Annotated in this window: 14 protein-coding genes; 3 read left to right on the top strand and 11 right to left on the bottom strand. The window is 70.2% G+C overall.

Annotation, left to right across the window (positions count from 1 at the left end):
- Positions 1–29 precede the first annotated feature (29 nt).
- Entirely contained in the window at positions 30–1,340 is a 1,311-nt protein-coding gene (locus KALB_RS02090) for an alpha/beta hydrolase (RefSeq protein ID WP_025354068.1), read from the top strand.
- On the opposite strand, the gene KALB_RS02085 is transcribed toward KALB_RS02090, so the two are convergent.
- The 9 genes from KALB_RS02085 to KALB_RS02045 all read right to left on the bottom strand — a co-directional run bounded on the left by KALB_RS02085 (position 1,262) and on the right by KALB_RS02045 (position 10,038).
- Positions 1,262–2,143, bottom strand: a complete 882-nt coding sequence (locus KALB_RS02085; protein WP_025354067.1) for an endonuclease/exonuclease/phosphatase family protein — start codon at positions 2,141–2,143, stop codon at positions 1,262–1,264. The genes KALB_RS02090 and KALB_RS02085 overlap by 79 nt on opposite strands.
- Before the next feature lie 44 nt (positions 2,144–2,187).
- Positions 2,188–3,051: a metal ABC transporter permease gene (locus KALB_RS02080; RefSeq protein WP_025354066.1), complete on the bottom strand. Its 864-nt coding sequence runs from the start codon at positions 3,049–3,051 to the stop codon at positions 2,188–2,190.
- On the bottom strand, positions 3,051–3,884 hold the full coding sequence (locus KALB_RS02075; protein ID WP_025354065.1) for a metal ABC transporter ATP-binding protein: 834 nt from the start codon (positions 3,882–3,884) through the stop codon (positions 3,051–3,053). The genes KALB_RS02080 and KALB_RS02075 overlap by 1 nt, the downstream gene beginning before the upstream one ends.
- On the bottom strand, positions 3,881–4,798 hold the full coding sequence (locus KALB_RS02070; protein ID WP_025354064.1) for a metal ABC transporter solute-binding protein, Zn/Mn family: 918 nt from the start codon (positions 4,796–4,798) through the stop codon (positions 3,881–3,883). The genes KALB_RS02075 and KALB_RS02070 overlap by 4 nt, the downstream gene beginning before the upstream one ends.
- A 105-nt stretch (positions 4,799–4,903) precedes the next feature.
- On the bottom strand, positions 4,904–5,446 hold the full coding sequence (locus KALB_RS02065; RefSeq protein ID WP_158510700.1) for a VanZ family protein: 543 nt from the start codon (positions 5,444–5,446) through the stop codon (positions 4,904–4,906).
- A gap of 326 nt (positions 5,447–5,772) precedes the next feature.
- A complete protein-coding gene (locus tag KALB_RS02060; RefSeq protein WP_025354062.1) occupies positions 5,773–6,867 on the bottom strand; it encodes an ABC transporter ATP-binding protein in 1,095 nt (364 codons plus the stop codon).
- Between the two features lie 113 nt (positions 6,868–6,980).
- Positions 6,981–7,868 carry a sugar ABC transporter permease gene (locus KALB_RS02055; protein WP_148309324.1) on the bottom strand — a complete coding sequence of 296 codons (888 nt, stop codon included), beginning with the start codon at positions 7,866–7,868 and terminating at the stop codon, positions 6,981–6,983.
- Positions 7,865–8,782: a carbohydrate ABC transporter permease gene (locus KALB_RS02050; protein WP_025354060.1), complete on the bottom strand. Its 918-nt coding sequence runs from the start codon at positions 8,780–8,782 to the stop codon at positions 7,865–7,867. Before KALB_RS02050 ends, KALB_RS02055 begins: the two co-directional genes overlap by 4 nt.
- A complete protein-coding gene (locus tag KALB_RS02045; protein ID WP_025354059.1) occupies positions 8,782–10,038 on the bottom strand; it encodes an extracellular solute-binding protein in 1,257 nt (418 codons plus the stop codon). Before KALB_RS02045 ends, KALB_RS02050 begins: the two co-directional genes overlap by 1 nt.
- Positions 10,039–10,238: 200 nt before the next feature.
- Here KALB_RS02045 and KALB_RS02040 point away from each other — a divergent pair, with 200 nt between their 5' ends.
- The gene (locus tag KALB_RS02040; RefSeq protein ID WP_025354058.1) at positions 10,239–11,279 is read left to right on the top strand and encodes a LacI family DNA-binding transcriptional regulator; all 1,041 of its coding nucleotides are present in this window, start codon (positions 10,239–10,241) and stop codon (positions 11,277–11,279) included.
- A gap of 119 nt (positions 11,280–11,398) precedes the next feature.
- Complete coding sequence (locus KALB_RS02035) at positions 11,399–12,499, top strand: LacI family DNA-binding transcriptional regulator (protein ID WP_025354057.1); 1,101 nt, start codon at positions 11,399–11,401, stop codon at positions 12,497–12,499.
- A 65-nt stretch (positions 12,500–12,564) separates the two neighbouring features.
- Here the strand turns inward: KALB_RS02035 and KALB_RS02030 are convergent, their stop codons facing one another.
- Positions 12,565–13,425: a hypothetical protein gene (locus tag KALB_RS02030; RefSeq protein WP_025354056.1), complete on the bottom strand. Its 861-nt coding sequence runs from the start codon at positions 13,423–13,425 to the stop codon at positions 12,565–12,567.
- A 119-nt stretch (positions 13,426–13,544) separates the two neighbouring features.
- Positions 13,545–14,273, bottom strand: a complete 729-nt coding sequence (locus KALB_RS02025) for a hypothetical protein (RefSeq protein WP_025354055.1) — start codon at positions 14,271–14,273, stop codon at positions 13,545–13,547.
- Positions 14,274–14,350 lie beyond the last annotated feature (77 nt).

The following is a 14,350-nucleotide window of genomic DNA, read 5'->3' as shown; positions in this document are numbered from 1 at the left end:
CATGTCAAGGACCCTTAACATCAGCGGCCATGAAGGCACTGCTCGCCGCGCTCGTACTGACCACGAGCCTGCACCTCACACCATCCACCGTGGACTGGAAACCCTGCGCCGCCGACCCCGCTGCCGAGTGCACAACCGTTGCCGCACAAGGAACAACGCTTGCACTGGCCCGACGCAGGGCAGATCCCGCCCAGCGAGTGGGCACCCTGTTGGTGAACCCCGGCGGACCCGGTCTGTCCGGTGTGGACATGGTGCTCAAGCGCCCGCCGTTCTCGGCGGAGCTACTCGCGAAGTTCGACCTCGTCGGCTTCGACCCGCCCGGTGTCGGCGCGAGCCCTGTCGACTCGTGCGGGTTCGTGGACACGCCCCAGTCCATGCCCACGAGCCCGCAGGAGTTCCAGAACCTGTTGGCGGCCAACAAGAAGGCGGCTGCGGCGTGCACGGCCCACCTGAGTGACACCGACCTGGCCCGTGACGTGGAGGCGATCCGCGTGGCGCTGGGCGGTGAACCGCTCAACTGGTACGGCACCTCGTACGGCACGGAGATCGGCCAACGGTACGCGGAGCTCTACCCCACCAAGATCCGGACAATGGTGCTGGACGCCACGATCGACCACAGCGGCTCGGCGCTCACCCACCTGCTGACGGCCACCGCGAGCGCGGAGGACACGTTCAACCGCTTTGCCTTGTGGTGCACCAAGAACACGGCATGTCCGCTGCACGGCCAGGACGTGGCAGCGGTCTTCGAGGCGGCGCGCGCCAAGCTGGCCGGGGACGAGCTCGCGGCGTTCGACTCGGACACCTACCTGGCGCTCTACGCACCGGCGCAGGGCTGGCCCTGGCTGGGCGCCATGATCGCCGCTGGCCACCCGCCCCGCACGGCGGCGCGACCGGCGAGCGCCAACAACGCCGTGCTGGCCGCGATCTGCCAGGACTGGGACTACTCCGTGCACAGCTTCGCCGAGCTGTCGGCGATCCAGGCGGCTGCCGCGGGGTTGGCGCCACACCTGCGCATCGGCGACGTGGACCGGTACCGGCTCATCGGGTGCCAGGGTTGGCCGGTGGCCGACCCGCCGCACCCGCTGAGGGTGCACGGGGCGCCGCCGGTCCTCGTGGTGAACAGCGAGCACGACCCGATCACGCCGTACGCCGGGGCCGTGCACGTGAGCAGGCAGCTGCCTGGCAGCGCGTTGCTGACCTACCGGGGCGACGGGCACACGACGTACACGCAGTCCAAGTGCGTGCGGGACAACGTGGACCGCTACCTCGTGACGGGTGCGGTACCGGCTCGCGGGGCGAGTTGCCCGGACGTGGTGAACCCGGCGACGGCAGCGCGGTGATCACTGCCGTTGGCCGCCGAGGTGGTCGCGCTGCCGGGCGTCAAGCCCCGGTACAGCACGTGGTCGAGTCGGACCACGGGGAAGGCGGCGGGCCAGGTGAAGCCGAATCCGGAGCGCGCGTCCTGGAAACCTTGGAACAGAGCCATTTCCCGGTCCGTGCTCGCGGTGTTCAGATCACCGAGGACCAGCACCGGACCGGACTGGGCCCGGGCCAGTTCGGCGAGCCTGCGCAGCGAGCGGTCCCGGTCCTCGGTGGCGCCGGGCCGCACCGAGCCCAGGTGCGCGACGAACACCGTGACCGGGCCGTGCGGGGCGTTCACGGTGGCGCGCAAAGCCCGGTACCAGCCCAGATCCAGGTCCAGCCGCGCGGAATCGGTGATCGGGTACCGACTCCACAGCGCCACTGTGCCGACGGCGAAGTGGTGCGGGTAGTCCAAGCCGCACTGTGCCGTGACTTCCTGCGCTGCCAACAGGTCCGCCTCGCTGAGCGCCTGCAACGCCTTGCACTGCGCGGGGTTGTCGGCGTCCAGGTTCTGCGTGGCGACGCGGAGGTCGACCGGCCCTGAGGGCAGCGGCACGAGGTCCCGGCCGAACAACAGCGCGAGCACGACGAGCGGGACCAGCAGTGAGATAGCGCCACGGCCGGACTTCAGCACCAGTGCCAGCACGGCGAGCGGGATCAGCGCGAGGCCGGACCAGGGCAGCAGGGCGTCGACCCAGGTGCCGATCCCGCTGGGGATCAGGCCGTGCCCGAGCAGCAGCGCGGTCAGCGCCAGCGCGCCGACCACAACGGGGATGTGCATGTCCCCCAGCGTGCCGACCGTGGATGAGAGTCCAGTGAGGACGCTCAGGCCACGGCCACCGCGGAGGGCCGTCGGCTGCCGATCCTGCGCTGGCGCACGGCGCCGACGGCACGGCACACCAGGTAGATCAGGAAGGACAGGGCCGTGACGAAGGCGCTGACCGGCTTGCCGGGCTCCAGCGAGAGCACGATCCCGCCCAGCACGGCGACCTCGGCGAAGACCACCGACAGCACCGTGGCCAGCAGCGGGCTCGCGGTGACCCGGCAGGCCGCCGCCGCAGGCGTGATCATCAGTGACAGCACGAGCAGTGAGCCGACCGTCTGCACGCCCAGGGCCGTGACCACACCCACCAGCACGGCGAAAACCGGTGACAGCAGGCGGATCGGCACCCCGCGGGCGGCGGCCACCTCGCCGTCCACGCTGGCGAACAGCAGCGGCCGGTAGATGACCGCCAGCACCACCAGCACCGCGATGGCGGAGGAGGTGAGCAGCACCAGGCTGGTCGAGTCCACGCCGACGATCTGGCCGATCAGCAGGCCGAACTTGTTGGTGGAGTTGCCGCCGTAGAAGGACAGCAGCAGCACGCCGAGGCCGAGCCCGAAGGACAGCACGGCGCCGATCACGGAGTCGTGCTCGGAGGTCTTGCGGGTCAGCAGGCCCAGCACCACGGCGGCGGCGATGGCGCCGACCAGCGAGCCGTAGCCGATGTTGAACCCGGCCAGCAGGGCGGCGGCCCCACCGGTGAAGGCCAGCTCGCTGGTGCCGTGCACGGAGAAGGCCATGTTCCTGGTGACGATCAGCGGGCCGAGCACGCCGGCGACCAGCCCGAGCACGGCCGCCGCGATCAACGCGGTCTGCACGAAGTCGTAGCCGAGCAACTCCAACGTGCCGGAGAGGTACTGCCCCATCACGACCCTTCCGGCAGGTGGTGCGCCGAGTTCTGCGCGCCCACGACGACGATCTGCCCGCGCACCCGCAGCACGTCCACCGGGGTCCGGTAGAGCCTGGTCAGGTTCTCGGAGGTCATCACCTCGTCCGGGCTGCCGATCTGGAACCGGCCGTCCACCAGGTACAGCACCCGGTCCACCAGCGGCAGCACCGGGTTGATCTCGTGCGTCACGAACAGCACGGCCGTGCCCGCACTGCGGCGGCGCGCGTCGATCAGCTCGCTGACCACGCGCTGGTTGGCCAGGTCCAGTGACAGCAGCGGCTCGTCGCACAGCAGCAGCTCGGGGTCGCCGACCAGTGCCTGGGCCACCCGCAGCCGCTGCTGCTCGCCGCCGGAGAGCAGGCCCACCGGCTGGTCGGCGTACTCCGTGGCGCCGACCTCCGCCAGCACCCGGTCGACCCGGCGCCTGCGCTCGGCGCGACCGCGCAGGCCGAGGCCCCAGCGGTGCCCGTCCAGGCCGAGCCCGACCAGGTCGCGGCCGCGCAGCACCAGCTGGGAGTCCAACGCGCGCTGCTGCGGGATGTAGCCGATGCGGTGGTTGGCCTTGCCCGCCGGGTGGCCGACCACCTCGGCGCTGCCCGAGGACAGCTGCTGCTGGCCGAGCAGCACACGCATCAGGCTGGTCTTGCCCGAGCCGTTGGGCCCGAGCACGGCGAGGAACTCGCCCGGTCGGATGTCCAGGTCCAGGCCGTCCCACAGCACGCGCTCGCCGTAGGACAGCCGGGCCGAGCGCAGGCGCAGTGCCGCCTCCCGCCTGCGGGCGGGGGCGGCCAGCACGGTCTTGGACGTCATTGCTTCGCCAGGGCGTTCGATAGGGCGTCGACCTCCTTGGAGATCCACACAACGTAGTCGGTCACCCCGGCGGGCAGCGTCTCGGTCACGTCCACCACCGGCACGCCCGCCGTGGCGGCCTTCGCCTTGAGCTGCTTGGTGACCTCGGTCTCCGCCTGGGCGTTGTTCACCAGCGCGGCGACCTTCTTGCCACTGACCAGTTCGGTGGCCTCGCCCACGGCGGCGACCGGGATGTCGCTGCCCGCCTCGACGGCCTTCTCGAACGCCTCCGGGGTGGCGTTGCGCACCCCTGCCGACGCCAGCAGGTAGTTGGCCACCGGCTCGGTCACCAGCACCTGCCTGCCCGGGTGATCGGTGCCGATCTTGGCGGCGCGCGCGATCAGCTCGTCCAGCTTGGTGTCCAGGGCCTTGGCGTTGGCCTGGAAGGTCGCCTTCTTGTCGGCCTGCACCGCGCCGAGCTGCTCGGCGACCTTGTCGGCCACCTTGCGCACCGTGGGCAGGTCGTAGAAGACGTGCTCGTTGGTGTCCTCGGTCTTGGCCTTGCCGGAGACCTCGAAGGCCACCACCGAGGGGGTCTTCGCCGCCGCCGCGCTGACCGCCTTGGCGAAGAAGTCGTCGTAGCCGACCCCGTTGGACACCAGCAGCGCCGCCTTGCTGATCTTGGCTGTGTCCGCGGGCTTGACCTCGTAGTCGTGCGGGTCCTTGCTCGGGTCGTCGATGATCGAGGTGACCTGCACGGCGTCCCCGCCGACCGCCTTGACCACGCTGCCCCAGACGTTGGTCGAGGCGACGACCTCGATCGCACCGCCTGCCCCGCCGCCCGCGGCCTGGCCGGAGGCGCACCCGGTCAGCGCGAGGGCGATGGTGGCCGCACCTGCGGCGGCCAGCAGGGTCGGACGGGAACGGACGGTCATCGGGGCACCCCTCGACAGCGTGACGATCTAGCAATGGAAACCGTTGTCGAGTTCAGCTTAGGTCAGATCAGTGATCAAAAACCACCGACGGAGTGAAAATCGTTATCACCTAGCCAGGGAATAACTGCTGGTAGCCCGCCGTGCACGGTCCGTGCGGCGGCCACCGAACAGGGCCAGCAGCAGCCAGCCCGCGAGCGCGGCCACGGCGGCACCCACGCTGTTGTTGAGGAAGTCCTGCTTCTCGCAGACGCCGAGCTCGAACACCGCCTGGCTGACCTCGATGGCCGCGCTGACCAGGGCGCAGCCCAGTGCCACCAGGATCGGCCTGCGGGTGGCCAGCACGCCGAAGAAGCCCACCGGCATGAGCATGACGAAGTTGAGCAACTCCCAGCTGCCCTTGAGCGAGAACGAGTTCCGCAGGCACACCGACAGCGGGTTGATCAGGTGCGGGGTCGCGTTGGTGAAGTCACCGCGCACCAGGGTGACCGCCAGCGCCAGGGACAGCCCGCAGGCCGCCAGCACCGCGGGCAGCTTGTTCCAGCCGAACAGCAGGGCCGCCAGCAGCGCCAGGAAACCGAGCACCACACAGCCGACCGCCGTGGCGGCCAGCACGCCGGGCTGCGCCAGGATGACCTTCGTCAGGCCCACTTCCGAGTCGTACGCCATACCCGGTAGACGTCCGCCCCTCGGCCCGGGTTGTGCCGCGCGGCCGAGCCCGGGCCACGCGGACCGCACATGTCATGAAGGTGCCCTTCACGACGTTGGGCGTCCCGAAGGGCACCTTCATGGCATCGCCGCGCGACCAGGCGAGCGGCCCGCCACACACCCCTAACGTCCCAAAGGTGCCCTTCACGACGTTGAACGTCTCAAAGGCCACCTTCATGACGCCGCCACGCGGACCCCACCCCCGAACGCCGTGAAGGTGGCTTTCACTGCGCCCAGCGCAGTGAAAGCCACCTTCACGCCACCAGAACTCAGGCCTCCAGGCGGGCGCCGCTCTCCGGGTGGAACAGGTGGATCTCGCCCGCGTCGCGCAGCGCCACCTTGACGGTCTGGCCGAAGGCGGGCGGGGTGCGGCCGTCCACGCGCACGATGAACCGCTCCGGGGTGCCGCCGATGCGCACCGAGCCGTACACGTAGGCGTCGGCGCCGAGCTCCTCGACCAGCTCGACGGTCAGCTCCATGCCCTGCTCGTCGGCACCGGCCAGCTTCAGCGACTCGGGCCGCACGCCGAAGGTGACCTCGGTCAGCCCGCCCACCTTGTCCAACGAGGCGCGGCTGAGCGGCACGGTCAGGCCGTCGAGCTGGGCGCCCTCGGCGGTGATCGGCACGGTCTTGAGGTTCATGGCGGGCGAGCCGATGAACCCGGCCACGAAGGCGTTGGCGGGCCGGTCGTACAGCTCGCGCGGGGAGGCGCACTGCTGGAGCAGGCCGTCCTTGAGCACGGCGACCCGGTGACCCATGGTCATGGCCTCGACCTGGTCGTGGGTGACGTAGATGGTGGTGGTGCCCAGCCGCTGCTGGAGCGCGGCGATGTTGGCGCGGGTCTCCACACGCAGCTTGGCGTCGAGGTTGGACAGTGGCTCGTCCATCAGGAAGACGCTGGGCTCGCGCACGATGGCGCGCCCCATGGCCACGCGCTGGCGCTGACCGCCGGACAGGGCCTTGGGCTTGCGGTCCAGGTACTTGGTCAGGTCGAGCATCTTGGCCGCCTCGGCGACCTTGTCCTTGATCTCCTGCTTGGGCGTGCCACGCAGCTTCAGGGCGAAACCCATGTTCTCGGCCACGGTCATGTGCGGGTAGAGCGCGTAGGACTGGAACACCATGGCGATGTCGCGGCCCTTGGGCGGCACGTTGGTGACGTCCTTGCCGCCGATCTTGATGGCGCCCTCGTCCACGTCCTCCAGCCCGGCGAGCATGCGCAGGGCGGTGGACTTGCCCGAACCGGAGGGACCGACCAGCACGAGGAACTCGCCGTCGGCGACATCGAGGTTGAGCTGGTCAACCGCGCGCACCGGCGGGTTCCCGGTGTAGATCCGGGAAGCACTGTCGTAGGCGACCTCGGCCATGTGTGGTCCCTTTCACTGTGATGCGTGAAACGCCAAGGTAACCCCTGCAAGCGCTCTCGTCAGTACCTTGCGCAACACAAATTGGTTTAGACCTACGTGGAGTGACCGGGTAGTCACCCCTTGACAGCCCCCGCCGCCAGACCGGCCACCAGGAACCGCTGCACCAGGTAGAAAACGATGACAGCCGGGATGGCGACCAGGATGGACGCGGCCGCGAGATGGCCCCATTCGACCCGGTTCTGTTGCACGAACACCTGGAGCCCGACCGCCAGGGTCTTGGACGTGTCCTCGGCGGAGAGGAAGGCCGAGGCGAAGGCGACCTCGCCCCAAGCGGTCAGGAAGGCGTAGAACGCGGTGACCGCGAGGCCCGGCCGGGCCAGCGGCAGCACGAGCCGCCAGAACACGCCGAACGGGGACAGCCCGTCCACCCGGCCCGACTCGTCGATGTCGGTGGGGATCGTGTCGAAGTAGCCCTTGAGCATGTACGTGCAGAACGGCACGGCGGTCGTGCAGTAGACCAGCACCAGGCCGATGCTCGTGCCCTGCAACCCCAGCGCCAGCAGCACGTTGAACAGCGGCACGATCAGCACCGCGAACGGGAACATCTGCACGACCAGGAAGGACACCAGCAGCGGGCGGCTGCCGGGGAAGCGGAACCGGCTCACCGCGTAGCCGGTGGTGGCCGAGAGGAACACGGCGATCACCGTGGTCAGCAGGGCGATCAGCACCGAGTTGGCGAACCAGTACCCGAAGCTGCCCTCCGCCCCGGACACCACGTCCACGTAGTTGTCCAGGCTGGAGTTGTTGACCAGCTGCGGGCTCGGTTCGATGGCCCGCTCGTCGGGCTTGAACGAGGTCACCAGCACCCAGAACACCGGGAACACCGCGATCACGGAGGCGACCACCAGCGCGGCGTGCAGCCCGAAGCTGGCCGCCCGCGAGCGCTGTCCCCGCTTGGCGGCCACCACCGGCTTCGCGGTGGCCTGCAAGGTCATCGTCATACCAGTTCCCCTTGCCTGCGCAGGGCACGCCGGTAGAAGGAGGCGAACACCAGCAGCACCGACAGGATCAGCACGCCGTAGGTGGAGGCCACCGCGTAGTCCCGCGAGGCCCCGGAGAAGAACCGCTCGAAGGCGTAGGTGACCAGGATCCGGGTGTTGGGGTTCTGCCCGGCCACCAGGTAGATCACCGGGAACATGTTGAAGGTCCAGATCACGCCGAGCAGCACCACCGTGCTGGACACCGAGCGCAGACCCGGCAGGGTCACCTCGCGGAACCGCTGCCAGGGCGTGGCCCCGTCCACCTCGGCGGCCTCGTAGAGGTCGGCCGGGATGGACTGCAACCCGCCCAGCAGGGCCACCATCATGAACGGCACGCCCAGCCACACGTTCACGATGATCACCGCGACCAGGGCCAGGTCGCTCTGGCCCAGCCACACCGGCTGCGGCAGGCCCAGCGAGCCCAGCAGCTGGTTGATGATCCCGTACTGGGAGTTGAACATGTACTTCCAGGCGAAGGCGCTGATGAACGCGGGCACCGCCCAGGGCAGGATCAGCAGCACCCGGTACAGCCCGCGAAACCGCATCGGCCGGTTCAGCAGCAGGGCCAGGCCCAGGCCGGTGCCGTAGGTCAGCACCACGCAGGTCCCGGTCCAGATCACCGTGCGCAGCAGCGTGGCCCAGAACGCGCCGAAGCTGGCGTCCCCGGACAGCACGTTGAGGTAGTTGCGCAGCCCGACGAACTCGTAGCTGGCCTCGCGGTCCAGCACCGGGTTGGCGATCGTGGACTCGTTGATGTCGGTGAAGGTGAAGTAGACGCCCTGGACCAGCGGGTAGAGCACCAGCACGGCGATGACCACCACCACCGGCAGCGCCATCGCGTAGGCGTACCAGTACCGCCCGATCGAGGCGCGCATCAGTTCACCGCGTAGTCGGTGACGACCTGGTCCTTGTAGGTCTTGGCGACCTCGTCCAGCGCGGCCTTGGCGTCCTTCTTGCCCGCGAGCACGTCCGCGTAGCCGATCTTGAGCTGGTCGAACAGCTGCGAGCCCGCGGGCACCCACGGCCGGGAGTGCGCCTGCTTGATCACCGGCGCGAAGGCCGCGACCGTGGCCTGTGCCTTGACCTCGGCGTTGTCGTAGGCCGACTTGCGGGTCGGCAGCAGGCCCAGCTCCTTGGCCACGGTCACCTGCGACTCGGTGCTGCTCATGCACTGCACGAACTTCACCGAGGAGTCCTTGGCCTTGGTGCCCTGGCGGATCGCGTAGTCGTGCCCGCCGACCGGGCCCGAGCCCTTGCCCGCCTGCTCACCCGGCAGCTCGGCAACGCCCAGGTTCGCCTTGTCCTTGAACGCGTCGCCCTTGAGCAGGTCCACCACGGCCCACGGGCCGTCCATGATCATCGCGACCTGGCCGGAGGCGAAGGCCGCCTTCATGTTGTTGTACGAGTTGGCCTGGTCCAGTGCGGTCTGCGCGGCCTTGGCGTCCAGCAGGCCCTTGGCCTCGCCCAGCGCGCGCACGTTGTCCGCCGAGTTCACCACGATCTTCTTGTTCGCCACGTCGAGCAGGTCCCCGCCCGCGGCGTAGATGAAGGGCAGCGCGTAGTACGCGTCGTTGTTGATGAACAAGGTCTTCGGCCCGCCCAGCTTCGCCGCGGCGGCCTTGGCCTCGTCCCAGGTCCTCGGCGGCTGCACACCGGCGTCGGCCAGCAGCTTCTTGTTGTAGAGCAGGCCGAGCGTGTCGGTCACCTGCGGCACCGCGTAGGTCTTGCCCTCGTACTTGGTGGAACCCAGCGGGCTGTCCAGGAAGTCGGCGGTGTCCTTGGCCAGGTCGGTGGCCGACAGGTCCTGGATCAGGCCATTCTTGGCCAGCTGCGCGACCCAGGCCACCTCGGAGCGCAGCACGTCGGGGCCCTGCCCGCCCTGCGCGGCCGTCTTGTAGTTGGCCAGCGCCTGGTCGAAGGACACCTGCTGCACGGTGACCGTGTAGCCGCCCTTCGTGGCACAGTCCTTCGCCAGCTTCTCGAACACCGGGTGTTCGTTGGAGCCGCTGGTGTCCCAGAAGGTCACCTGTCCGCTGTCCTTGCCGGAACCGGCCGAGCCGCCACAGGCGGTGAGCACCAGCGCGCCGGCCACTCCGGCGGCCACGGCTGTCACGAGGGCTGTGCGTCGCATCGTTGCTGTCGTCCCCTCACACTGCAAGGATTTGCGCCAAGGTTGACGCGGATTTCATACCCGTGACCAGTGGCCGGTCAAGAGTGACCTGGTAACCAAGCCGTAACGGAGCAGCCGTTGGGCCGAAACGGGGGTGGAGCATTGCAAAAAATTTCCACCCGGTGCAGGCTGTTGCCCGACGTGCCGCCCGAGGAGGACCCGTGCCCGGACTTGCCGAGATCGCCAGGATCGCGGGGGTCAGCGTGTCGACGGTCAGCCGCGTGCTCAACCGCCGCGCCGGGGTCAACGAGGAGACCCGCCAACGGGTGCTCGCGGTGCTCACCGACCTGCCGTACACCCCGCGCGGGCTCGGCGCCCTGCAACGCACCGGCGTGATCGGGCTGCTCGTGCCGGAGCTGTCCAACCCGGTGTTCCCGGCCTTCGCCGAGGCGCTGGAGACCCGCGCCGCCCGCGCCGGCTACTCCTCGCTGCTGTGCAACACGCGCTCGGCCAACATGTGCGAGGAGGAGTACGTGCGCATGTTGCTGGCCAGGGGCGTGGAGGGCATGGTCTTCGTCTCGCCGGAGATCACCAACGTGGAGGTCCCGGTCGGCGAGGCACCCCGCCCCGGCTACTACACCAAGCTGCTCGACGACGGCGTGGAGATGGTGTTCATCAACGGGGCCACGCCCGCGCTGGACATCTCCGACGTGGCCGTGGACGAGCAGCTCGCGGGCTACCTGGCCACCCGGCACCTGGTGGAGCTGGGCCACCGCAGGATCGGCTTCGTCAGCGGCCCCTCTCGCTCGCTGCCCTCACGGCTCAAGCGCGCGGGCTGGTCGGCAGCGCTGGAGGAGGAGGGCTACGAGAGCGCCGACAGCTTCGTGGCGCACGGCCCGTTCGACCCGGCGGGCGGTGCCGCCGCGCTGGGCCGGCTGCTGGACACGGTGGCGCCGACCGCGGTGATCTGCTCCTCCGACCAGATGGCCATCGGGGCGCTGCGCGAGGCGCACCGGCGCGGTCTGCGGGTGCCCGCCGAGCTGTCCGTGGTGGGCTTCGACGACATCCCGTTCGCCTCCTACTGCTCCCCCGCGCTGACCACGCTCGCCCAGCCGATCGAGCAGATGGCCGCGGCTGCGGTGGACGAGTTGTTGCAGCGGCTGGATCCGGACAGCCCACGAAGGCGAGGCGGGTCCTACAGCCGGGTGTTCCGGCCAAGACTGGTGGTCAGGGAGTCGACAGGGCCTGCCGAGAGGTGCTGACTTGGTCTAGACCTACGACTGAATCGGAAAGATTCCCCTGACGTGCCCCGATGGTGCTTTCAGGGGGACACGCATCACCCTGGCTTCACCTATTGGTTCTGGACCGTTACGGTCACTCCATGGCGCGGTCTATGCATGTGCGACGCCCGGCGACGCTGGCCTCCCTCGCCGCTGAGCTGGGGGTTTCCCGGACCACGGTGTCCAACGCTTACAACCGGCCCGACCAGCTCTCACCAGAGCTGCGAAGGCGGGTGCTGGAGACCGCCCGGAGGCTGGGCTACCCCGGTCCGGACCCGGTGGCCCGGTCACTGCGAACCCGCAAAGCGGGCGCGGTCGGGCTGCTGCTGACCGAGAACCTGTCCTACGCCTTCCGCGACCCGGCGGCCATCGGCTTCCTGGAGGGCGTGGCGCTGGCCTGCGAGGACTCCGGTCAGGGCCTGCTGCTGGTGCCCGCCAGCCCGGAGCGCGAGGACGTGGCCGCCGTGCACCGCGCCGGGGTGGACGGGTTCATCGTCTACTCGGTGCCCGACGACGACCCGCACCTGGCCGCCGTGCTGGAGCGGCCGGTGCCCACCGTGGTCGTGGACCAGCCCGAGCTGGACAACGTGGACCGGGTCGGCATCGACGACCGGGCCGCCGTCACGCAGATCGCGCAGCACCTGATCGAGCTGGGCCACCGGCGGATCGGCGTGGTGTGCATGCGGCTGGCCAGGGACCGCAACGACGGGTTCGTCACCGTGGACCGCCAGCACGCCGCGCACTTCCACGTGCAGCGCGCCCGCCTGGAGGCGCTGGCCACGGCGTTCGCGGCGGCCAACGTGGACTGGACGACCGTGCCCGTGGTGGAGCGGTTCGACCACAACACCGCCTGCGGCTCCTCCGCCGCCGCGCAGCTGCTGGACCGGGACCCGCACCTCACCGCGCTGATCTGCACCTCGGACATCCTCGCGCTCGGCGCGCTGGCCGAGGCCCGCCGCCGCGGCCTGCGCGTGCCCCAGGACCTGACGATCACCGGCTTCGACGGCATCCCCGAGGCCGAGCGGGCCGGGCTGACCACGGTGCGCCAGCCGGTGCTGGAGAAGGGCCGCGCGGCGGGCAAGCTGCTGGTCAACGCCGCCGACCACACCCGCCCGCGCACCGTCACGCTGAGCACCGAGCTGGTCATCGGCACCAGCTCCGCCGCCCCCCGCATGAGCGAGGAGCGCTGGTTCGGCCCGTGACATGTCATGAAAGTGCCGTTCGAGGCACCTGACGCCTCGAACGGCACGCGGCAACGACGTGGGGCTCAGGCGGGGAGCAGGCCGCTGACCGGCAGGCGGGGCGTGTGGCCGAGCTTGCCGAGCAGGGCGTTCGCCACGGCCAGGTCACCGCTGGTCGGCACCAGGCTGCGGCCGTCGGTGTGCGCGGGCAGCGTGTGCACGTGCTCCTCACCGGCGATGCCGAGCAGCTCGGTGACCCCGTGCAGGTGGCTCAGGCCCAGGCCGGGCAGCGAGCGCTGCTGGTCCACGGTGGTCAGCGGCAAGTGGGACAGGTCGGGGTGCACCAGGTGCTGCACGAGCGAGGTGTCCACCGGGCCCGCGGCGGTCAGGTCGGGCAGCGAGCGGCCCGTGTCGCCGACCTGGGGCAGCAGGTCGATCGGCATGTTCGGCACCACGGGCAGGTCCTGGGTGGGCACCCCGCTGATGGCGATCTTGCTCGGGTCCAGCGAGCGCTGACCGCCGGCCAGCTGCCCCAGCGCGGGCTTGGGCAGCTTCTGGTCGTTGAACTGGATGTTGCTCAGCGACAGGCCGTCGGACAGCGTGGGCAGGTCACGCGGCTGGCCCGCGGCGGGCAGGCCGGTCAGCTTGGACAGGTCCCCGCCGTTGAGGTGCAGGTTGCTCAGCGACAGCCCGTCGCCCAGGCCCGGCACCGGCAGGGCGCGCTGGTGCTGGCCGATCGGCATGGTCGGCAGGTGGATGTCGGTGGTGCCGGGCAGCGGCGGCAGGCCCTTCTGCTCGACGATCTTGGCGACCTTGCCCACGGTGGGCAGCAGGCCGGTCGGGTCGCCCAGCGGGGTGCTCGCGGCCGAGGCGGTACCCGCGGCGAGGGTCAGCACACTGCCGGCGAGCAGGGCGGCCGGAATTCCGCGTCGCAACCAGGTACGCATGGAAATATCTCCTTCGGGGATTCCCAGAGCGGGGATGAGCAATTCGGGGCGCAGATCACCCCGAGCGGGAAGGGAATTGTTCGAAACGGACAGCCGCACGCGGCGGCCTGCCGTGGAAATCAGTCGGGCGTGACGCCCGGCTGGCGGCCGGTGGCCGCGGGAACGCGCTGACCGAATGCGCTGACCGGACGGGTGATACCCGCACCGGAAATGACCGACGGCCCCTCGTTGAGGCAGCAGCCGGTGGGACCGCCCTGGCCGTCGTGGCCGCAGGAGCTGCCCGGCAGCGGGACGGTGGGCAACGCGGTGGGACCGTGCCCCGGATCGGGCTGTCCCGGGTGCACGGGCGCTGAGCTGGCGGACTGGCGCTGGTCGACGGCTGCCACCGTCATCGGCGCCGGTCGCGTCGCGGTGGGCGCCACCGCGACGGGTGCGAGCTCGGCGGACCGCTCCGCCCTACTGGGGGACTGCTCGTGCGCCGGTGCGGCCGCCTGGGCGGGGGCGGGCACCGGCCTGTGCTCAACGATTCGGGAGAGCTGCTGGTCGACGGAGACGATCGGACTGACCAGACGGTCCGCGCCGACCTGGATCCCGGGGACGACCGGCGCCGTCGGCAGCACGTGCGTGCCTGCCAGCAGCGGGTGGGCGTCCAGCGCGCTGAGCGCGCCGTCGAGCACTGCCGCGACCGAGCCGGTGGCGGGCTGGTCCGGCACCGGCGCCGCGGACGCGGGCGCCGAGGTCAGTAGCCAGGCCAGCGCGGTTCCCGCGAACGCACCGCCGAGCACGGCGACAGCACGCCACAGCAGAGGCCGGAATCGGCCCGCTCCCGTGTTCGGCTGCCTGTCCATGACCGGTAATGGGTTCCTCTCGAACGGCTGTCCGTACGCTGACACCGTATCCGATCGACCCTCGCAATTCTAAGGCG

It is taken from the genome of Kutzneria viridogrisea DSM 43870 (assembly GCF_000525635.1).
Taxonomy (GTDB): Bacteria; Actinomycetota; Actinomycetes; order Mycobacteriales; family Pseudonocardiaceae; genus Kutzneria; species Kutzneria viridogrisea.
The sequence above is the reverse complement of the archived record's forward strand: the minus strand, read 5'-3'. Positions and strand labels throughout refer to the sequence as shown.